Annotated in this window: 14 protein-coding genes and 1 pseudogene; 7 read left to right on the forward strand and 8 right to left on the reverse strand. The window is 59.5% G+C overall.

Going from position 1 to position 20,122, the window contains the following annotated elements:
- Positions 1-6: 6 nt before the first annotated feature.
- The 5 genes from AO388_RS00485 to AO388_RS00505 all read right to left on the reverse strand — a co-directional run bounded on the left by AO388_RS00485 (position 7) and on the right by AO388_RS00505 (position 7,690).
- Positions 7-1,026, reverse strand: a complete 1,020-nt coding sequence (locus AO388_RS00485; protein WP_003368594.1) for a transporter — start codon at positions 1,024-1,026, stop codon at positions 7-9.
- A 171-nt stretch (positions 1,027-1,197) separates the two neighbouring features.
- Positions 1,198-2,019 carry an aldo/keto reductase gene (locus tag AO388_RS00490; RefSeq protein WP_003315245.1) on the reverse strand — a complete coding sequence of 274 codons (822 nt, stop codon included), beginning with the start codon at positions 2,017-2,019 and terminating at the stop codon, positions 1,198-1,200.
- Positions 2,020-2,125: 106 nt separating this feature from the next.
- Positions 2,126-3,757, reverse strand: a complete 1,632-nt coding sequence (locus AO388_RS00495) for a methyl-accepting chemotaxis protein (protein WP_054081193.1) — start codon at positions 3,755-3,757, stop codon at positions 2,126-2,128.
- 363 nt (positions 3,758-4,120) lie between these two features.
- On the reverse strand, positions 4,121-4,729 hold the full coding sequence (locus tag AO388_RS00500; RefSeq protein ID WP_003368596.1) for a TetR/AcrR family transcriptional regulator: 609 nt from the start codon (positions 4,727-4,729) through the stop codon (positions 4,121-4,123).
- A 105-nt stretch (positions 4,730-4,834) separates the two neighbouring features.
- Complete coding sequence (locus tag AO388_RS00505; RefSeq protein WP_004414005.1) at positions 4,835-7,690, reverse strand: PAS domain-containing hybrid sensor histidine kinase/response regulator; 2,856 nt, start codon at positions 7,688-7,690, stop codon at positions 4,835-4,837.
- 595 nt (positions 7,691-8,285) lie between these two features.
- Between AO388_RS00505 and AO388_RS00510 the strand changes: the two genes are divergently transcribed.
- Entirely contained in the window at positions 8,286-8,939 is a 654-nt protein-coding gene (locus AO388_RS00510; protein WP_058415900.1) for a TetR/AcrR family transcriptional regulator, read from the forward strand.
- 87 nt (positions 8,940-9,026) lie between these two features.
- Here the strand turns inward: AO388_RS00510 and AO388_RS00515 are convergent, their stop codons facing one another.
- On the reverse strand, positions 9,027-11,717 hold the full coding sequence (locus AO388_RS00515; protein ID WP_044308619.1) for a beta-glucosidase: 2,691 nt from the start codon (positions 11,715-11,717) through the stop codon (positions 9,027-9,029).
- 59 nt (positions 11,718-11,776) lie between these two features.
- Positions 11,777-12,025: a hypothetical protein gene (locus tag AO388_RS00520; RefSeq protein ID WP_002552767.1), complete on the reverse strand. Its 249-nt coding sequence runs from the start codon at positions 12,023-12,025 to the stop codon at positions 11,777-11,779.
- A 429-nt stretch (positions 12,026-12,454) separates the two neighbouring features.
- On the opposite strand from AO388_RS00520, the pseudogene AO388_RS00525 reads away from it, so the two are divergent.
- A pseudogene (locus tag AO388_RS00525) lies at positions 12,455-12,625 on the forward strand (ArsR family transcriptional regulator); the annotation flags it as partial.
- A gap of 50 nt (positions 12,626-12,675) precedes the next feature.
- Here the strand turns inward: AO388_RS00525 and AO388_RS00530 are convergent.
- Positions 12,676-14,829, reverse strand: a complete 2,154-nt coding sequence (locus AO388_RS00530; RefSeq protein ID WP_003368604.1) for a TonB-dependent siderophore receptor — start codon at positions 14,827-14,829, stop codon at positions 12,676-12,678.
- A 234-nt stretch (positions 14,830-15,063) separates the two neighbouring features.
- Between AO388_RS00530 and AO388_RS00540 the strand changes: the two genes are divergently transcribed.
- The 5 genes from AO388_RS00540 to AO388_RS00555 all read left to right on the forward strand — a co-directional run bounded on the left by AO388_RS00540 (position 15,064) and on the right by AO388_RS00555 (position 20,087).
- Positions 15,064-16,623 carry a cryptochrome/photolyase family protein gene (locus AO388_RS00540; protein WP_080266360.1) on the forward strand — a complete coding sequence of 520 codons (1,560 nt, stop codon included), beginning with the start codon at positions 15,064-15,066 and terminating at the stop codon, positions 16,621-16,623.
- Entirely contained in the window at positions 16,620-16,763 is a 144-nt protein-coding gene (locus AO388_RS26850) for a DUF2256 domain-containing protein (RefSeq protein WP_003368606.1), read from the forward strand. The genes AO388_RS00540 and AO388_RS26850 overlap by 4 nt, the downstream gene beginning before the upstream one ends.
- Before the next feature lie 146 nt (positions 16,764-16,909).
- Positions 16,910-17,338, forward strand: coding sequence for a DUF2231 domain-containing protein (locus tag AO388_RS00545; protein WP_003368607.1), 429 nt, complete (start codon positions 16,910-16,912; stop codon positions 17,336-17,338).
- Positions 17,335-18,627 carry a PQQ-dependent sugar dehydrogenase gene (locus AO388_RS00550; RefSeq protein ID WP_058415903.1) on the forward strand — a complete coding sequence of 431 codons (1,293 nt, stop codon included), beginning with the start codon at positions 17,335-17,337 and terminating at the stop codon, positions 18,625-18,627. The genes AO388_RS00545 and AO388_RS00550 overlap by 4 nt, the downstream gene beginning before the upstream one ends.
- 260 nt (positions 18,628-18,887) lie before the next feature.
- On the forward strand, positions 18,888-20,087 hold the full coding sequence (locus tag AO388_RS00555) for an MFS transporter (protein ID WP_058415904.1): 1,200 nt from the start codon (positions 18,888-18,890) through the stop codon (positions 20,085-20,087).
- Positions 20,088-20,122: the final 35 nt, after the last annotated feature.

Here is a 20,122-nt window from a genome sequence, read left to right on the forward strand (position 1 = left end):
GGCCGGTCAGTAGTCTCCGCGTTTGCGGAACGCCCAGCGCCCGGCAACCAGGGTGAAGGTCGCCACCAGCGCCACCAGAATCCAGAATCCCTCAGGGTCGGACGCCAGCGGTACGCCCCCCACGTTCATGCCGAAAAAGCCGGCGACAATGTTGATCGGCAAGGCCAGAACAGTCACCACGGTCAGGGTAAACAGGGTTCTGCTGCTTTGCTCGTTGAGGTTGGCGGCAATTTCTTCCTGCAGCAGTTTGATGCGCTCGCCCAGCGCCGTGAGGTCGTTGATCACCAGCGAGGACTCTTCGATGGACTGACGCAATGCCTGGACATCCTGTTCGCGCAACCATTGCGGAGGTTTGTGCAACAGGCGCATCAACGAACCGGGCTCCAGCGCCAGCAGGCGTTGCAGACGTACCAGCACCCGGCGCATGGCGCCGAGTTCGGAGCGATTGTTGCTCAGTCGCTGCGAAAGCAACTGGTCTTCGATGCGGTCGACGTTGACGCTGGTCTTGCGCAGAAACTGCGTCAGCACTTCGCCCTGATCGCTCAGCAAATGGGCGAGGAGTTCCAGCGGTGAGTCGAATTGCTCGCCGCGTTTGACTGCCGAGCGCAGCTTGTCCACCGAACGCAGCGGCTGCAGCCGGGCGGTGATCAGCAGACGCTGGCGGGCACAGACCCACAAGGTGGAAATATCCGTTGAGAGCCTGTTGAAGTCGAACACCACGTCGTTGACGACCGCCAGCAGCGTGGTATCCACGTGCTCGATCCGGGTCGAGCGCGAGCCCTCGTGCAATGCCTCGAAAAACTCTTCCGGAAGATCCAGCTGGGTTTTCATCCAGCGCTCGCAGGCCGCATGCGAGAGGTTCAGGTGCAGCCAGATGAAGTCGTTCTCTTCGGGAGGGTTTTGCAGGTAATCCAGCGCGGCAGCCGAACCGATTTCCTGGCCACTTTCACCGTGGCGAAACCGGAAGCCGTAGAGCAGACCGAAAAGGTCGGAGTCCTGATGATGGTGCGCGATACTGTGGTTCATGGCTGTCCACGTGCGGCCTGGCCCGGGCAGGGAGGCGAAGGCCGCATGATGACAAGGCGTTATTTCATATTTGTGACAGCTTGTTGCCGGGTGTGTCATCTGTCATACCGGCAAGCGGCTGGGTGGGCAGCCGTTCAGTCAATCGACAGCTCGCTGTCGCATTGACAGCGGTCAGACCATCGCCAGCGGCACCTTGCGAGTGGGTGCAGGCCATGCCAGATCGATATCGGCCAGATCACGCTCGGTCAGACGAATCTGCTCGGCTGCGATGTTCAGACGAATGTGTTCCGGGTTGGTCGCCTTGGGAATGGCGATCATGTTGTCCTGACGCAGCACCCAGGCCAAGGAAATCTGTGCCGGTGTTGCATCGTGGCGTTTGGCGATTTCGTGCAGGGCAGGGTGGTAGAGCAGATCGCCAGCCTGACCGATCGGGCAGTACGCCATCAACGGCAGATGACGGTCCGCGCTCCACAGCATCAGGTCGAACTCGATGCCGCGTTGCTCCGGGTTGTAGAGCACCTGATTGGTGGCACAACGCGGGTTGTTGAGCTCGATCATGTCCGGCACATCAAAGTTGGAAACACCCCAGGCACCGATTTTGCCCGCTTCACGCAGACGCTCGAATGCCTCGACCGTCTCGGTCAGCGGGTACTGGCCAGGCCAGTGCAGCAAGTACAGGTCGATGTAGTCGGTGTTCATTCGTCGCAGGCTGGCCTCGCACGCGGTCGGGATACCGGCGCGGCTGGCGTTGTGCGGGTAGACCTTGCTGACCACGAATACCTTGTCCCGCTGTCCGGCAATGGCTTGACCGACGATTTCCTCGGCTGCGCCATCGGCGTACATCTCGGCGGTGTCGATCAGGGTCAGGCCCTGTTCGATACCGAGGCACAGGCCCGCGATCTCTGCCGAGCGCTGATGCCCTTTTTCACCCATGTGCCAGGTGCCCTGACCCAGCACTGGTACGGTTCTGCCTGCCAGCTCCAGTGTGCGCATGTGACCCCCTGCAATTAAATAAGCAGCTAATGAGCGGTTGAATAAGCAGGTCTCAGGCAACAAGAGGCGCACGAGGTTCCGTACGCCCGCCAATCACCATGCAGATTTAAACCCGGAACTGCTTCAGCAAGGTGTTCAATTCTTCGCTCAACCCGCGCAGGTGCAGACTGGCCGAAGTCGACTGTTCGGCGGCCAGTGCCGTGCTCTGGGACAATTGTGCGGCCTGGGTGACGTTCTGGTTGATGTCATCCACCACGTGCGTCTGCTGCAGGGTGGCACTGGCGATGGAGGCGTTCAGGCTGTTGAGGTTGCGCAGCGCCTGACTGATTGAGGTCAGGCTCTGACCGGCCTGATTGGCCTGCTCGATGGTCAGTTGCGAGGAACGGCTGCTGTCGCCGATCACCTTGACCGCTGCATCGGAATGCTTTTGCAGGCGTTCGATCATTGACTGGATTTCTGCGGTCGACTTCTGCGTGCGCTGGGCCAGCAGGCGCACTTCATCGGCCACCACGGCAAAGCCGCGGCCCTGTTCGCCGGCGCGCGCCGCTTCGATGGCTGCGTTCAGCGCCAGCAGGTTGGTCTGCTCGGCAATCGAACTGATCACTTCCAGCACGCTGCCGATCTGTGTGCTCTCGCTGGCCAGACTCTGCATCACTTGCACGGCCTGACCAATGGTGCTGGAGAGGTGTTCGATCTGGCGCAGGCTGTTATCGATATTGATTTGGCCCTGCTGTGCCTGCGACTCGGCATCGCGCATTTCGCTGGCGGCATGTTCAGCGTTCTTGGCCACGTCCTGCACGCCGTAGGTCACCTCGTTGACCGCCGTGGCAACCAGATCCATTTGCTGCGATTGTTTTTCGCTGCGGCCTTGCGCCTGTTCGGCGTCGCTGCCCAGATCGGTCGAGGCCTGGCCCAGCGCCACGGCAGAGTGCTGCAACTGACCGACGACATTGCGCAGCTTGGCGACAAAGGCATTGAAGTGCGTACCCAGTTCAGTGATTTCATCCTTGCCGTGGGTTTCCAGCGTGCGGGTCAGATCGCTTTCGCCACTGGCAATATCGGCCATCGCATCAACCGCCGCTCTGAGAGGGCGCACGATGCTGCGTACGATCATCACCAGCAGCAAGACCATGATCAGCACGATGCCGGCGATGAACATCCCGGCGTTCCACAGCTGTGTCTTGAACTCTGCCGCCACGTCGTCGACGTACACGCCGGAACCCAGAATCCAGCCCCATGGCTGAAACAGCTGCACGTAGGAGGTCTTTTTCACCGGCTCGCTGGCGCCGGGCTTGGGCCAACGGTAATTCACCATCCCGGCACCCTGGGCTTTGACCAGCGTGACCATTTCGTTGAACACCGCAAAGCCGTCCGGGTCCTTGATGGTCGACAGATCCTGGCCTTCAAGTTTGGGGTTGGTGGGGTGCATGATCATCACCGGGCGCAGGTCGTTGATCCAGAAGTAGTCGCTCTGGCTGTAACGCAGGCTCTTTATCTCTTTCAAGGCCTGCTGTTGCGCAGCCTCGCGTGTCATGCCGCCTGCAGCTTCAAGCCCCTGATAAAACGAGAGGATGCCGCTGGCAGTCTGCACCACATGCATGGTTTTCTCGGCCTTGGCCTGATACAGATCGTTATGCAGCTGCCTGAGCAGCGTCGCCGACAGGACGAAGAGCATCAGCACTGAAACGACAAGAATCAGCCACAGACGGCGACTGATGGACAAACTGCGCATACTCATGATTAGCATCCCATGCATTATTTTTTTTCTTCTGATGACTCCGATCCGCGCAACGCGCGATTCAGAGTCTTTCAAGCATCTCGGCGCATCCTGACCAAACATGAGCGGCCGGTCACACTTTTTAACGGCGTACACCGCTATGGCGAAAGGCTTACAGCAACAGACGCGATTGGCTCTATCGACGGACCCTCAGTGAATTCAGTGAATGTAGGATCCAATTCAACAGCTGCAGCGAAGGAACGCCGCAGTGATCAGGGAGGATCGACCATTGCCAGGAGGCTACTGACAGGATGTCGGAATGGTCATGTTGCAAAACCACCCGCTTCGGCGGGTTTTTTGCGTCTGCAGGAAAGCAGGGCGGGTTCAGCGGTCCGGCTCGCAACCCTTGAGCACCAGCCTGAGGATGGTCCGGGTTGCCGCCTCGTAATCGGCGTCCTGCAGTTTTGCCTTGCCGGTGACTGTTGCGATCTGCCAGTCGAAATCGGCATAGGTCTGGGTCGCGGCCCAGATGGTGAACATCAGGTGGTGAGGATCGAGCGGGGCGATCTGTCCGCTGTCGATCCAGGCCTGGATGCATTCGATGTTGTGCCGTGCCTGGCCATTGAGCTGTTCAATCTGCTGCGCTGTCAGGTGCGGGGCGCCATGCATGATCTCGCTGGCGAACACTTTCGAGGCGAAGGGCAGGTCGCGGGAAATCTGTATTTTCGAACGGATATAGCGGCTGAGGACTTCGGCAGGTATGCCTTCGGGATTGAAGGGTGTCGAGGCACGCAGAATGGGCTCGATGATGCTTTCCAGCACCTCGCGATAGAGGTTTTCCTTGGATTTGAAGTAGTAGTAGACGTTGGGCTTGGGGACACCGGCCTTGGCTGCGATGTCGCTGGTCTTGCTGGCGGCGAAGCCCTTGTCGGCAAATTCCTCGCTGGCAGCGCGCAGGATGAGTTCTTTGTTGCGCTCGCGGATACTGCTCATGACCCGGTTATTCCCTTGCCTGCATGGCGGTCGCGCATGTTAGCACCGGGTTTGCGCAGCGCTCAATGTTGACGGCCCGGGGCAGGGTTGCACCGGGCCGTCTACTCAGGCGCTCATCAGTTCCTGGACTCTGGCGGCCAACGCGTCAATCGCAAATGGCTTGGTCAGTACGCGCATTCCTGGCCCGAGCTGTTCGTCACCGATGGCGGCGTTTTCCGCGTAGCCGGTGATGAACAGTGTCTTCAGATGCGGGCGGACCTCGCGTCCGGCATCGGCCATTTGTCGTCCGTTCATGCCGCCCGGCAAGCCCACGTCAGTGATAAGCAGGTCGATATGCACATCCGAGCGCAGCAGCTTGAGGCCGGCCAGGCTGTCGGCGGCTTCGATCAACGTATAGCCCAGGTCACCGAGGGCATCGGTGAGCAGCATGCGCACCGTGGGTTCGTCGTCCACGATCAGGATGGTTTCCCCGGACTGGGTAAACTCGAATGGCGCCTTGTGCACATCGCCTTCGTCCCTGGCCGCAGTACCTTCGTAGCGGGGCAGGTACAGCGATATCGCGGTTCCCTTGCCAACCTCAGACTGAATGCGCACGCGTCCGCCGGACTGGTTGGCAAACCCGTAAATCATCGACAGGCCCAGCCCGGTGCCCTGACCAATGGGCTTGGTGGTGAAGAAGGGGTCGAATGCCTTGGCGATGACATCAGGCGTCATGCCGGTGCCGGTATCGGTCACGCACAGCGAAAGATAGTGGCCCTCAGGCATATCGTGTGCGCGTGCCACATCGCCGTCTATCCAGCGGTTGCTCGCCTCAATGGAGATGCGTCCGCCGTCCGGCATCGCATCGCGGGCGTTGATGCACAGATTCAACAGCGCGTTTTCCAGCTGGCTGGCATCGACCAGTGTCGGCCATAAACCCATGGCACCTATGGTCTCGACCACGATGCTGGGGCCGACCGTGCGCTGGATCAGATCGGTCATGCCTTTCATCAGCCTGTTCACGTCGGTCGGCTGCGGGTCCAGGGTCTGGCGTCGAGAGAAGGCCAGCAGCCGGTGCGTCAGGGCCGCTGCACGTTTGGCCGCGCCCTGGGCCGTCACGATGTACTTGTCAACCTCGCCCCAGCGGCCTTGCTCGATCCGCGAGCCCATCAGTTCCAGGGCGCCGGAAATGCCTGCCAGCAGGTTGTTGAAGTCGTGGGCGAGGCCACCGGTCAGTTGCCCGACCGCTTCCATTTTCTGTGACTGGCGCAGCTTCTCTTCGGCCTGCATGAGCTCGGTGGTGCGCGCTGCCACGCGTTGCTCAAGCGTGTCGTTGAGTGCCCGAAGCGCGGCAGTGGCACGGTCGCGTTCGGCTGCCACGGCGCGTCGTTCGTCAACGTTGATGAGCACACCGGGGAAGCTCAGTGGCGTCCCATCCTCTGCTCGGTCGACCCGGCCGTTGGCTTCGATCCAGTAGTAGACCCCGTCAGTACGACGAACGCGGTACTGGTGGGCGTAAACACGTCCGTTGGTGATGACCGCATTGATCGCATGGATCAGGCATTGCTTGTCTTCCGGGTGAACAGTGGCAATGACTTGCTCCAGACTCAGGCCTTCACGGCCCAGCCCGGGGTCCAGACCGAAGGCCTTGGCGAAGGCTTCGTCGACGGTAAAGCGATCGGTCGGCAAGTCCCAGTGCCAGGTGCCGATGATTGCACCGGCGGCCAGGGCGAGCTGAACGCGGTCGATGTTTTCGCGTGCGACGGCCTCACTGGTGCGCAAGCGCTCCTCGGCATCGCGTCGCGCCGTCACATCGCTGAAGATCACCGCAATCTGCCGGTCAGCCGGCTCACCGACACGAACCGCCTTGACTTCGAACCAGCGCTCGAAAGCCTTGGCATAGTTCTCGAAGCTGGCAGGCTCGCCGGTTTTTGCGACGTGCCCATAGGCTTCGAACCAGAACCGCTCCAGGTCCGGCGCGAACTCGGTCACCCACTTGCCGCGCAGATCGACGCCGGCCTGACGTTCAAAAGCGGGGTTGGCTTCGATGAAGCGGTAGTCCACGGGGCTGTCATCGGCATCGAACTTGACCTGAATGATGGCGAATGCAGCTTCGATGGTCTCCAGCATGGCCCTGGAGCGCTCTTCGCTCTGGCGCAGCGCCGTCTCGGCCTTGCGCATCTGTGACATGTCGAGCATTGCACCGATCATGCGCACCGCCTGGCCGTCGGTATTGCGTATTACATGGCCGCGGTCCAGTACATCGGCATAGGACCCGTCCAGCCGACGAAAGCGGTATTCATCCGTCCAGGCAGTGCCATTGCCGTCGATCACGGCGTGAATGGAGTTGTACACGCGGCTACGGTCGTCGGGATGGATCTGGCTGATCCACCAGTCACCAGAGTTGTCCAGGGTTGCCAGCGGGTGGCCGTAAGCCTCCTCAAGCGCGTCGTTCCAGAGCACCAGATTGGCTGCAAAGTCCCAGTCCCAGATCGCGTCGTTGGTCGCCTTGGCGGCCAGCCGATAACGTTCCTGGGCTTCCTCGGTCGCGCGGCGCGCCAAGTGCTCGCGGGTGCGATCGCGCAGGATCTTCACGAAACCGAGGTGCGTATTCCTTTCGTCGTAGAGCGGCATCATCTCGCCCGATGCCCAGAACAGCTCACCGTCCTTGCGCAGGTGCCAGCGCTCGTCCGACGCCCGGCCTACGCTCAGCGCCAGCTGCATTTCATGCTCTATCCGGTCGTTGGCCAGGTCTTCGGGCGTAAAGAAACGCTCGGCGCTCTGACCGACCATCTCATCCTGGGTCCAGCCCAGAACCTGTTCTGCGCCCGGGTTCCAGTCGGTAATGATGCCGTTGCCATCGGTCAGGATCATGGCGAAATCCATCGCGCTTTCAAAGACTGCGCGCTGGCGTGCCTCCTGGCCAACGGCTACGTGTCGAGGGGTATTCGTTGCGGCGTCGATGCCGGCTTCTTCAAGCATTCTGCGCAGGTCCACGATCTGCGCTTCAAGCTCTTCTCTTGTCAGGTCTTTCAGAGCGCCTCCCGCTCACACGTTATATTCGGCATGGGCGGGCACTTGCCGGTGGCCTGCTTTGCACGTTGAATCCGGTCGTTATTGATATCTGCATTTGCCTGTGTGCGTCCCGGGCGCGAGTATCAGCGAATAGACCACTTTCTCTCGGCAGGCTGCACCTGATGTGCCTCTTTCTATGGCGACCACCATACAGTCATTGTCGCGCTTGAATTCACGTCCTGTCGTGACCGCAGCGCAGTGGCCGTGTCAGTGGACATCTGCCGACGAATCGGGTTTCGACGGATCAGGAATTTAAAGCAGCCATCGTGTCCTGAGCCGATTCAGGCGAGATGGTCAAGGCGCGGCGATTTGTCCGGGTATTCATCGGCCTGTGGAGGGCTTTCTTTATAGGGCGTCAGGTCAGGGGAACAACTTTGTTTGCAGGCTGCGCACATTGCTCATGACCTGATGCGAATTGTGCTTGCGGGTCAGCCTTTTTTCAGGGGTTCTGCGGAGCGCATGCTAGGATTTACCCTTTCGTTATGCGAAACGTGCCCTTCGTATGTCCATCGATGCAAACAGTTCCGGTACACCCTCTGCAGCCAAGCAGCCCGCAGCCAAGCGTCGCCTGCCCAAGGGCGAGGTACGCAAGGCCGAAATCATCAAGGCGGCCATGACCCTCTTCGCTCGGGATGGGTATGCCGGCGCCTCGCTGACCAACATTGCCAAGGTGGCAGGTCTCTCCCAGGTCGGCCTGCTGCACCACTTCCCGACCAAACTGGTGCTGCTGCAAGCCGTTCTCGAACATCGCGACCAGTACATTGCCGCCAGGCTGCAGGATGCCGATCAGGTCGCTTCTCTGGATGGGTTCCTGTCGTTTCTGAAGCAGGTCCTGAGTTTCAGTATCGAAGACGCCGCGGTCAGCCAGGCGCTGATGATCATCAACACTGAAAGTCTCTCGGTGACGCATCCTGCACACCGCTGGTTCAGCGAGCGTTTCGCGATCGTGCACGGCCATCTTCAGGCGCACCTGAAGTTGCTGGTCGAGGCAGGCGAAATTCGAGCGGATGTTGACGCAAGGCAGATCAGCCTGGAGATAGCCGCCATGATGGATGGCATGCAGATTCAATGGCTTCGATCGCCAGGGGATGTGCAGATAGAGGCGGGGTTTGCCAGGTTTCTCGAACGACTCGCGAGGGATCTGGCTGCACGCTGAGTTGCGGGCATTTGCCAGGCAGGCATCGGTGGTCCTGTCGACCACCGATGCCTTTGGCATGTGAATGTTGCCTGGGATGAATGTGGCTTAGTAAGCCTGTTCTGCCTTGACCTGTACGGCCTTGCGCAGGGGGATCGGCAGCGGGTTGGAGTCGCGAGTGGTCAATTGCTCCGGGTACAGCGCTACAACCGTGCGGTCGAGCGTCAGGTTTTCCGAGTCCTTGCCCACCAGCACCTTGAACTTGCCAGGGTCAACGTTCCAGCTCACCGAGTTGGCTGAGTAGTAAGCGAACGAGCGCGAGTCCAGGGCAATGGTCACGGTCTTGCTTTCGCCAGGCTTCAGGTAAACCTTGGAAAAGCCCTTCAGCTCTTTTTCTGGACGATCAACCAACGGCTTGGAAGGCTGCACGTACAACTGAGCCACTTCAAAACCAGCCTTGTCACCCGTGTTGGTAACCTTGAACGACGCTTGAATGGTCGCACCCGGTGCCAGCACGTTGCTCGACAGCTTCAGATCGCTGTACGCGTAAGTGGTATACGAAAGCCCGAAGCCGAATGGGTAGAGCGGTTTGGTGTGCTTCTTGTCGTAACCGCGATAGCCCAGGTACAGGCCTTCGCTGTAGCTCATCTCGACAGGCGGGTTAGGGCTGCTGAAATAGTACGGCACCGGGTTCGAGTACGACGCATAGCTCGGATTGTCCTGCGCCTTCTTGTCCAGCGTGATCGGCAGCTTGCCCGATGGATTGACCTTGCCGAACAGGATTTCAGCAAGTGCCTGGCCGCCCTGTTGCCCTGGATACCAGGCATGCAGAGACGCCGCTACCTTGTCAGCCCACGGTTGCATGTCCATGCCACCGCCACCGTGCAGCACCACGATGGTTTTCGGGTTGGCTTTCTGAATGAAACCGATCAGCTCGGACTGAAATTGCGGCAGTTCGAACGGACGATCAAGCGACTCACCCTCGTACTCGAAGTTATTGCCGGCGGCTACCACGACAGCGTCGTAATCCCCCAGGTTCTTCGGTGGACGCAACGCTGCCCAGCTCATCTGCACGCCGTTCATGCCGCCCAGTACCGGGGTGAAGTTGCCCTTGAGCCGGCGGTATTCGAGGCGCACGTTGTATTCGCTGCCAGCCTTGAGGTTCACGGTTTTAACCGTCCGCGGAACCACTGGAATCAGGTCGAACGAGACTTGCGAGCCCTCGTCCTCGAGCACCAGTTCATCATTGATCCAGAGTTTATAGGCACCGTCCGCGCGGACCTTGAACACCTGGGGACCGGTGATCGTCGGTTTGATCTTGCCAGTGAAACGGGCCGAGAACGAGCCGGCTGAAGGGCTGTAGCCATTGACCGCGCTGCTGCCGTAATCAGTGACGTTGGTATTGGTAATCCAGTCCAGGTTGACGCCCGGTTCTATGCGGGTTGCCACCGGGTCGCCGGACAGCGAGGTGTTGGCGTAATACTCGGCTTTTACGCCGGTATTGCTGATCGCCTGTTGGTCACTGCCTGGCTGATACCAGACCGACGATTTGGGGTTGAGGCTCATCTGTGGCAGGTAGTCCACATTGGACGGGTCAGACGCCAGTTGCTTGAGTCCGCTCACTTCGGTGACATAGCTGGCCGGTGCCGAATAGGCAGTACCGAACGGCGCGGTCGGCGGCTGCATGGCCATGTCGCCAATCACGGCAATCCTTGCGTTTCTCGGCAATGGCAATAGAGGTTTTTGACCGTCCACGGGCTCGTTGCGCAGCAGGACGATCGATTCTCGGGCCACGTTCAAGGCCGCCAGTTGCCCGTATTCACGATGCTCCAGTGGCTGCGCCTTGTTGATCCCCTTGTCAAAGCCGTAGCTGACCAGCGCTCTCAGGTTCCTGCGCACCTTGTCGTCGATCACGCTCTGGTGCAACTGACCATTCCAGACATAAGGCAGCAGTTTCGCTTCAGTAAACTGAAGGCCGCTGGGCATGTCGATATCGGTGCCTGCCCAGGCACCCTTGAAGGCGTCCTGAACCGAGTTGAAATCGCTCATGACGTTACCTTGAAAGCCCCACTGGCCTTTCAGGATATCGGTGATGAGGTGATGGTTTTCACACGCGTATTCGCCGTTGATCTTGTTGTAGCCACACATGACCGAGGCAATATTGGCGTTCTTGACCAGCGACTCGAAGCCCGGCAGGTACAGCTCCTGCATCGCTCGTTCGTCAATCTTCACATCCAGATAATGACGGTTCGCTTCCTGCTCGTTCATCAGGTAATGCTTGGCGGCCGCCTGGATGCCTTGAACCTGGATACCGTTGGTGACTGCCGGTGCCAGTACTGCGCCGAGAAACGGATCTTCGCCGCTCATGTACTCAGCCGCCCGGCCGTTGAACGGCGTGCGGTACAGGTTGATGGCTGGTGACAGCATCTGCTGCCCACCCGCGATGCGGGTTTCGTAGCCGATGGCCAGACCGAATTCCTTGGCGCGATTGATGCTCCAGGTGGCCGCAAGTGCTGACGGGGAAGGGTACTGCGCGCCGAACGTCTTGCCGCCGACCAGTACACCCATGGCCGAGTCATAGGCGACCGTGCCCTGCAGGTTGAACTTGTCCAGCTTGGGAATCATGCGGCCGTCGTCAACGCGCGAAAAATTGATTTTTTCCGATTGCGTCATGTTGTCCAGCATCGCGCCTACGCGCGCTTCCACTTCATTGCCGGTCATCGGCGTGACAGCGAATACGCTGCCTGCCTGGGCGATACCGAGCGCCAACAGGCTCAGGCCCAGGCCTTGTTTGATCATGGACACGGAGTTATTCCTTACGTCATTCATAGGTTGATCGGTTGCAGTCAGTGGGTCACTCAGTGGTCTTCATTGCCGGCAGGGGCGTCAGCAGTGTCGATCGGCGCATCCACCACCGTTTGCGCGCCATTGGGCGTTTTCTGTACGGCAGCGTCGGCACCGGTGATCTGCTCACGCTGAGCATCGACCTCTGCGCGGCGCTCGCTCGACGTGGATGGCAGCGGGTTCTGCCTGTCAGCGGCAGATACCGGCAGGGCGGCAAGGGACATCAGTAAAGTGGCAACAACAGGCAGCAGGGGGCTGGCCATCGGGAGAATCTCCAAACAGAAATATGAAACAGGCAGACAGGCAAGTCGGCAGCTCAGGGCCGCTGACAGTTCATTCAAAGCGTGCGTGAAAAACAGAAAATTGCTGAAAGGTAAAATACACGAATTAAATTTTATATAGTTGATAAGTGCTAAATTATAGTATCGTATATTTGGTATTTATTTTGTTTTAATTCCATATTAATAGCTTTTACGACAATATAATCTGGTATTTTTTGATTTTTTAGGGATTAATCATCTTTTTAAAAAGCAGAGTGATCGCTCTGTTTTTTGGTTTTCTCTGGCTTTTCATGCGGTGGCGTGCTGATAAGCGCAAGTAGTGCTGACGCCTGAATATTGGCAGTGAGTGCCAGTATCATCACGTCGCTGTCAGGCCCGTTGAATAAAGTCCGGACGCTGTCGAAGAGCGTCTATATCTGCCTGGACTGGAGTGAACGCACCCCGCACATTGGTGGCGCTCTGGGGGCGGCGCTGCTGGAACTGATGCTCAAGGGTGGCTGGGTAAGCCGCCATCTGGATTCCAGAGCGTTGAAGCTGACGCCCAAAGGGGCGGGCGGGATGGCGAAGGCGTTTGGGGTGTAAGGCGTAACCACGCCGCTACCGAGCATGCCCGGTAGCAGCGTAGCTCAGGTTCAGAAGCTGTACTTGGCCGTCAACGCATAGCTGCGCGGGTTGCCGTACACGTCGGTGGAGCCCCATACCGAGCTTGCGCCAATTGCCGTGTAGTAGGTACGGTCGAAGATGTTGTTGGCGTTCAGTTGCAGGTCGAGGTTCTTGCTCACCTGATACCCCGCCATCAGGTCGGCGACGGCGTAGCTGCCCTGTTCCAGGCGATAGCTGCCATCGGTGAGTGCGATGTCGTTATACATGCGGCTCTGCCAGTAGACGTTGCCGCCGACACGCATTTTCTCCAGTGCGCCCTGCAGGCGATAGACCGTCGACACCTTGAACAGATGCTCGGGCGTGTCGGTGTCGAAACGCTGGTTCTTTTTCGTCGGATCGGCGTCCTTGAGGTAGTGGGTGCGGGCGTAGGTGTAGCCTGCGCCGACTTGCCAGTTCTCGGTCAGCGCGCCTTGCACTTCCATCTCGACGCCCTGACTGCGTACCAGACCGGCAGCGTCGTAACAGGTCAGGACCGCGCAGCCCGCCTGGGTCGGTGACTGGGTCTTGAGGTTTTTCTGGTCGATCTGGAACACCGCCAGGGAGGTATTGAGGGCGCCGTTGAAGTATTCACCCTTGATACCGACTTCATAGTTTTCGCCGACCACCGGCTTGAGCACCTTGCCGGACAGGTCCTGTGCGCTCTGCGGCTGAAAGACATCGGTGTAGCTGGTGTACAGCGAGTGGTGTTCATCCAGCTTATAGATCAGCCCTGCGTAGCGCGTCAGGTTACGGGTGACTTTGTAGTCTTCATCGCCGGCGCGGTCATCGTAGTCGTACCAGTCCAGACGGCCGCCGAGGATCAGGGTCAGCGGATCGGCCAGGCTCAGGCGTGTGGTGAGATAGACTGCGTCCTGAGTGGCGATGCTGTGCGTCTTGCCATCGCGGACGAAGTCCGGCTTTGGCGCGCCGATGGGCAGACCAGTGTCGTAAGGGCTGTACTCCTTGCTGGTCTGGTCGTATACGCGCCGGCTGGTGCCGACCACCACTTCATGAGTGCGGCCGAAGGCTTCGACCGGTCCACTGGCATAGACATCGAAGGCGGTCTGCTTCTCTTCCGGCCTCGACTGGTAGGCCGTGGTTTCCAGCGGGCCGTTGTAGCGAGACAGATAGGTGCCCGAAAACAGGCCCTCCAGCGACGAACTCGAGCCTGCTACGCGCAGTTTCCAGTCATTGTCGAAACGGTGCTCCAGCTCACCGAACACGGTGTCTATCTGGATTTTCTTGTTTTCCCAATCCGAGCCGGAATAGGTGGAGCGCGGCAGGTTCAGGTGGTGACCATCGACGCCGAGGGGCAGGCCGCCCCAGAAGTAGTTGGTCTGATCTTCCTGACGAGACAGGCCCAGGGTGGCGGTCGTCGCGTCACTCAGATCGGCTTCGACCACCCCGTAGAACACGCCGTGATCGCTCTTTTCCTTATCGCGGAAGCTGTTGGCATCCTGGTAGGAACCGACTATCCGGCCGCGAACCGTGCGGCTGTCGTTCAGTGGGCCGGACGCGTCAAACACGCCACGGTAATCGTCCCAGCTCCCGACCGTGCCGGTGAGGGTGACCTGTGGCACGGCGGTAGGGCGCTTGCGCACCATATTGATCGCTGCCGAAGGATTGCCAGACCCTGTCGCCAGGCCAGTCGCACCCCTGATCACCTCGACATGATCGAACATGGCCAGATTGGGTTGAACGCCTGCCGTGTAGCCCGAGTACGAGGCGGGCAGGCCGTCGTACATGATGTTGTCGATGTCGAAGCCGCGCGACGTGTAGGTTTGCCGACCGGGGCCGCTGGACTGATCAAGGAACAGACCGGGCGTGTACCTGACCACATCATTGATGCTGGTCATGGCCTGATCGTCCATGCGCTGACGGGTGACGACCGTCACGGCCTGCGGCGTTTCACGAATGGTCAGCGGCAACTTGGTCGCGGTCTGCATCGGGCCGGTGGTGTAGGACTGACTGCCTTCGGTGGTGGAGCCAAGTTGATCACTGCTGATCTGCGTGGCGCCCAGTTCCATAGTCGTGGCGGGCTGTTCCTCAGCGGCAAAGGCTGCCTGCGTGGTGGCAGCCCAGATGCCCATGGCCAGCAGACCCGGTGTGAAACGATTACTGCGTTGTGATTGTTGCCCCGACATGGACCCGACACTCCCTCGATGCCCTCCATGGCAGGATGATAATAGTGTTGATAATGGTTCGCATTAGTGTGACAGGTTGTTTCCCACAGAAAAAGACACTGCGAACAAATAGTTAACAAAATTTTCACATTCCACATTGAGGTCGGGCGTGTGTCGTCTTAAGGGGCTGATGGGTATTCCATCGAGAAGCGCTATGAAAATCTTGTACATGAAATTACATTGGTACAAGTTTTTATGACTGCGGAGCCTCTTCCATTGACCCAAGCCCCTCGTCTCCACCTGATCCTCGGCGATCAGCTTTCCTTCGATCTCGCATCCTTGGCGGGGCTGATCCCCGAGCGCGACACGGTCCTGATGGTCGAGGTCATGGAAGAGGCGAGTCATGTGCCGCATCATCCGCAGAAGATTGTGCTGATCTTCAGCGCCATGCGTCATTTTGCCGAGGCGCTGCGTGAGCGTGGTGTTCGGGTGCAGTACGTCATGCTCGATGATCCGCAGAACACAGGCTCGGTGCCGGGGGAGTTACAGCGCTGGCAGGCCCTGTTGCGAGCAGAAGAGCTGCACATCACCGAGTGCGGCGACTGGCGTCTGGAGCAGTCGATCAAGGACTGCGGGTTGCCCATCCAGTGGCACGCCGATACGCGCTTTCTCTGTTCCCGTGACGAGTTCTCGTCGTGGGCGCACGGCAAGAAGCAGTTGCGCATGGAGTTCTTCTATAGGGAGATGCGCCGCAAAAGCAGGCTGCTGTTGAACGGCGACGGTACGCCGGTCGGTGGTGCCTGGAACTTTGATGCCGAGAACCGCAAGGCGCTGCCCAAGGGCGTGGCAGCGCCATATCCGCTGCGCTTTTCCGCCGACACCATCACCTGCCAGGTACTGGAGCTGGTAGGTGAGCGCTTTGCCAGCCATTATGGCTCGCTGGATGATTTCGACTATCCGGTTACGCACGTCGATGCTCAAGCGCTATGGGAATACTTTCTTGATTACGGCCTGGCCGGTTTCGGCGATTATCAGGACGCCATGGCCACTGGTGAGCCTTTTCTGTTTCATGCCCGGATCAGCGCGGCGCTGAACATCGGGCTGCTGGATTTACGCCAGGTGTGCAGTGACGTTGAATCCGCGTACTGGTCGGGCAGGGTGGGGCTGAATGCCGCCGAAGGTTTCATTCGCCAACTGATCGGCTGGCGTGAGTATGTGCGTGGCGTCTATTGGTTGAAAATGCCCGATTACGCGGGCGGCAATCTGTTCGGTAACAGCCGGCCGCTGCCCGAGTTTTACTGGACCGGCGAAACGAAGATGAATTGCATGAGTCAGGCCATTGGCCAGAGCCTGAAGCATGCCTACGCCCACCATATTCAGCGTCTGATGGTGACCGGCAACTTTGCCCTGCTTGCCGGCATCGTGCCGGAGCAGATCTGCGAGTGGTACCTGGCGATCTACATGGACGCCTTCGACTGGGTCGAGCTGCCCAATACGCTGGGCATGGTCATGCATGCGGATGGCGGCTATCTGGGCTCCAAACCTTATTGCGCCAGCGGTCAGTACATAAAACGCATGTCTGACTATTGCCGCGGCTGTGCGTACAAGGTCACTGAAAGCACCACTGAGGATGCCTGCCCGTTCAATGCGCTCTACTGGCATTTCCTGATGCGTCATGGCGACCTTTTACGTCGCAATCAGCGCATGGCGATTATCTATAAAAACCTTGATCGCATGGCTGAGCCCAAGCAAAAGGCGCTCTGGGAGCGCGGCGAGCACTTGCTGGCCAGACTGGATGCCGGAGAGGCGCTTTGAAAAAGAGTGAGTTGCCGGTCAAAACCTGTGCGGTCTGCGGGCTGCCGTTTACCTGGCGCAAGAAGTGGGCGCGTTGCTGGGATGAGGTGCTTTATTGCTCTGAGCGTTGCCGGCGAAACAAGCGCACTGCAAGCCAATAGCGTTTTCAAAATATTTCGAAATGAAAAGCGCTGAACTATCGCTTGGTCAGCACGATCATTCCTTATGCGCATTCAGCGCGACCCCGACCTGCCAGCGCATCCGCGCTGAGTTTTGATCCTGGGTCGCCGAACGAAAAGGAGCCGTCATGACCGTAACCACCCATCCCGTCTACCGCTACACGCCAGGCCCGCTACATGCGACCTTGCTTGCCGGAACCGTGCCTTTGTTTCTCGGCGGCTTGCTGAGTGATATTGCCTATTACCAGACCTTTCAGGTTCAGTGGAGCAACTTTGCCGCCTGGCTGATCGCCGGAGGCCTGTTGTTCTGCGGGCTGGCGTTGCTGTTTGCGCTGGTTAATCTGGTTCGCGCCGATCACAAGGCCGGTCGTCCCGTGGTGTACTTCCTGTTGTTGCTGGTTACCTGGGTGCTGGGTCTGGTCAATGCCTTCGAGCATGCGAAAGACGCCTGGGCGGTCATGCCGTCTGGCTTGATCCTGTCGGTCATTGTTACTGTTCTGGCCTGCGTTGCGACGTGGACCGGGCTCACCAGCCTGCGTTCCGGAGGTGCAGAATGAGAAATATCCACGCATTGACTGCATTGAGCATGGCGCTGCTGCTGAGCGCCTGCGGTGGTGAAGCCGACAGCACTCAGGCGCGCGGACCGGACCCGAAGTTGCCGGACCCGCAACGTGGCCTGTTGCCGAGCATGAAGATTGCCGAGCCGACGGCTTGGGGCGATCAGAAGCCTGCCGTGCCTGAGGGTTTCAGTATCACGGCGATTGCCAGTGATCTGAATATTCCACGTCAGTCCATCGTTTTGCCCAATGGCGACATTATCGTTGCCGAAGGGCGCGGCGGCAGCGCTGCCAAGCTCAAACCCAAAGACGTGATTGCCAGCGTCATCAAGGCCCAGGGCAACACCAAGGTCAAGAGCGGTAATCGTCTGACACTGTTGCGGGACGCGGACGGCGACGGCAAGTATGAGCTGAAAACGGTCTTTGCCGAGAACCTGAATGCGCCCTATGGCCTGGCCTTCGCGAACGGCAAGCTGTACGTGGCCAACCAGGATGCGCTGGTCAGCTTCGATTATCAGGAAGGTCAGACCAAGGCCAGCGGTGAGCCGACCAAGGTCACCGATTTGCCTGCGGCGATCAACCACCACTGGACCAAGTCGCTGACGGCAAGCGCTGATGGCCGCTACCTGTATGTCGGTATCGGCTCGAACAGCAACGTGACCGAGCGCGGCATGGAGGTCGAGATCGATCGGGCGATGGTCTGGCAGATCGACGCCGCCACTGGTGCGCACAAGCCTTATGCGACCGGTCTGCGCAACCCGACGGCACTGGCGATTCAACCGGGCACCGGGCAGTTGTGGACGGTGGTCAACGAGCGTGACGAGCTGGGGCCTGATCTGGTTCCGGATTACCTGACCTCGGTGAAGGAGGGCGCGTTCTACGGCTGGCCTTACAGCTATTGGGGCCAGAATGTCGACACGCGTGCCCAGCCGCAGAATCCGGCCAAAGTCGCTGCGGCGATCAAGCCTGATTACAGCCTTGGTTCGCATGTCGCCGCACTGGGCGTGTCGTTCTCGATCCCGGCCATGGGCGACAAGTTTGCCGACGGCGTGTTCGTTGGCGAGCACGGCAGTTGGAACCGCGATAACCCAGTGGGTTACAAGGTGATCTTTGTGCCGTTCAGCAAAGGACGTCCTGCCGGCGAGCCTGTGGATTTCGCAACCGGTTTCCGCGGAGCTGACGGCAAGACTCGTGGCCGGCCAGTGGGCGTGACAGTTGATCCGAAAGGCGCACTCATCATCGCCGACGACCTGGCAAACACCGTCTGGAGAGTGACCCGCAACAAGTAGGTCACATGGCCTGGGGTCGTTGTTGAGTGATCGTTCCCAAGCTCTGCTTGGGAACGCCGTTCGTGAAGCTCTGCGTCAACCATGCAACCTCGACGCAGAGCATCGGCCTGATGGCCAGTCCTGGCTGAGCTTACCTCGCGTCATCCACACAAAATTCTTTCGCAAGGTGGCTTCGATACGGGCTTACACGTTAGGGTTGGCCGCATCCACGCGCTGGCCTGAGTGGCTGGTCGCTGACATTCCCGAATTCTGGAACCGCTGTGAGTCGCTTTGAAACCGCTGGAAATGTAGATACAAAACCCGCTTCATGGTGGGCCGTTGGTAGCGTATCGCTTGGGTCGTTCGCCACCGTCACCACTGAATTTCTGCCGGTCGGGCTGCTGCCCGATATCGCTCACGACCTGGGAACCAGCATCAGCCAGACAGGCTTGATGATGGCCGTTCCCGGCGTCCTCGCGGCCATTTCGGCACCGTCCTGTATTGCCCTGTTCAGTCATGTCGACCGCAAGCGCCTGTTGCTCGGACTGTTGTCGATATTGCTGGCATCCAACCTGATCGTCGCGCTGTCCACGCACTTCTGGCTGACCCTTGCGGGCAGGGTCCTGCTCGGCTTCGCGCTGGGCGGATTCTGGACGATTGCCGGTTCGCTCGGGCCTCGTTTGAGGCCGGGCAAGGAGGGCGTCAAGGCTACCGCCTATGTGCTGGCCGGCGTCTCGATCGGCACCGTCGCCGGGATTCCGGCCGGTACGTTGATCGGTGAAGCCTTCGGCTGGCGGGCGGCATTTGAAGCAGCGGCAGTGGTCACGGTGGCAGTGGGGTTGTTGATCGCATTCTTCCTGCCTGCGTTGCCGGGCGAGCGTTCTGCCGGCATCAGCCAGATGCTGTCATTGGCTGGCGAGCAGCGCATTCGTCGAATGTTCGCTGCCGCACTGTTGATCTATGTGGGGCACTTCGCGGCGTACACTTACCTTGCGCCCTTCGTGCAGGAATTCGCGCATATTCAGGGCCAGGCCCTGGGGGCATTGCTTTTCGCGTTCGGCCTGGCGGCGGTTGCAGGCAATCTGGCCGGTGGAGCCCTGGCGGCCAGAAGTGCGCCGTCCTCGGTGCTGATCATGACTCTGCTGATGCTGGGTTCGCTGACTGCGCTGCTGATGTTCGTCGGCAACCCGTGGCTGCTCTGGCCGGTGATTCTGGTCTGGGGGTTCGCTTTCGGGATGATCCCCATCACCACGCAGATCTGGTGTTTCGAAGCCTCCAATGATCGCGTGGAAGGTGTTCAGGCGCTGCTGGTTTGTGTGGTGAATCTGTCGATTGGCGGCGGGGCGTTCATTGGCGGCGTGGCGTCCGGTCGGGCCGGCTTCACCGCTGCCATCGTGATCGGCGCGGTGTGTGCCGCGCTGTCCATGCTCACCGTGATGCTGGCGATGCGCAGCTCAAGACCGGTCAGTTGCACAGACTGATCTGCCGATAGCGGAATACCGCGGCGATGCCGAAT

Source organism: Pseudomonas sp. ICMP 10191 (assembly GCF_001467335.1).
In the GTDB taxonomy this organism is placed as follows: domain Bacteria; phylum Pseudomonadota; class Gammaproteobacteria; order Pseudomonadales; family Pseudomonadaceae; genus Aquipseudomonas; species Aquipseudomonas cerasi.

Bases quoted from the DNA above. Each gene is read 5' to 3' on its own strand.
- AO388_RS00485 (WP_003368594.1), bottom strand. From the start codon at position 1,026: ATGAACCACAGTATCGCGCACCATCATCAGGACTCCGACCTTTTCGGT.
- AO388_RS00490 (WP_003315245.1), bottom strand. From the start codon at position 2,019: ATGCGCACACTGGAGCTGGCAGGCAGAACCGTACCAGTGCTGGGTCAG.
- AO388_RS00495 (WP_054081193.1), bottom strand. From the start codon at position 3,757: ATGAGTATGCGCAGTTTGTCCATCAGTCGCCGTCTGTGGCTGATTCTT.
- AO388_RS00500 (WP_003368596.1), bottom strand. From the start codon at position 4,729: ATGAGCAGTATCCGCGAGCGCAACAAAGAACTCATCCTGCGCGCTGCC.
- AO388_RS00505 (WP_004414005.1), bottom strand. From the start codon at position 7,690: ATGCTTGAAGAAGCCGGCATCGACGCCGCAACGAATACCCCTCGACAC.
- AO388_RS00510 (WP_058415900.1), top strand. From the start codon at position 8,286: ATGTCCATCGATGCAAACAGTTCCGGTACACCCTCTGCAGCCAAGCAG.
- AO388_RS00515 (WP_044308619.1), bottom strand. From the start codon at position 11,717: ATGATCAAACAAGGCCTGGGCCTGAGCCTGTTGGCGCTCGGTATCGCC.
- AO388_RS00520 (WP_002552767.1), bottom strand. From the start codon at position 12,025: ATGGCCAGCCCCCTGCTGCCTGTTGTTGCCACTTTACTGATGTCCCTT.
- AO388_RS00530 (WP_003368604.1), bottom strand. From the start codon at position 14,829: ATGTCGGGGCAACAATCACAACGCAGTAATCGTTTCACACCGGGTCTG.
- AO388_RS00540 (WP_080266360.1), top strand. From the start codon at position 15,064: ATGACTGCGGAGCCTCTTCCATTGACCCAAGCCCCTCGTCTCCACCTG.
- AO388_RS00545 (WP_003368607.1), top strand. From the start codon at position 16,910: ATGACCGTAACCACCCATCCCGTCTACCGCTACACGCCAGGCCCGCTA.
- AO388_RS00550 (WP_058415903.1), top strand. From the start codon at position 17,335: ATGAGAAATATCCACGCATTGACTGCATTGAGCATGGCGCTGCTGCTG.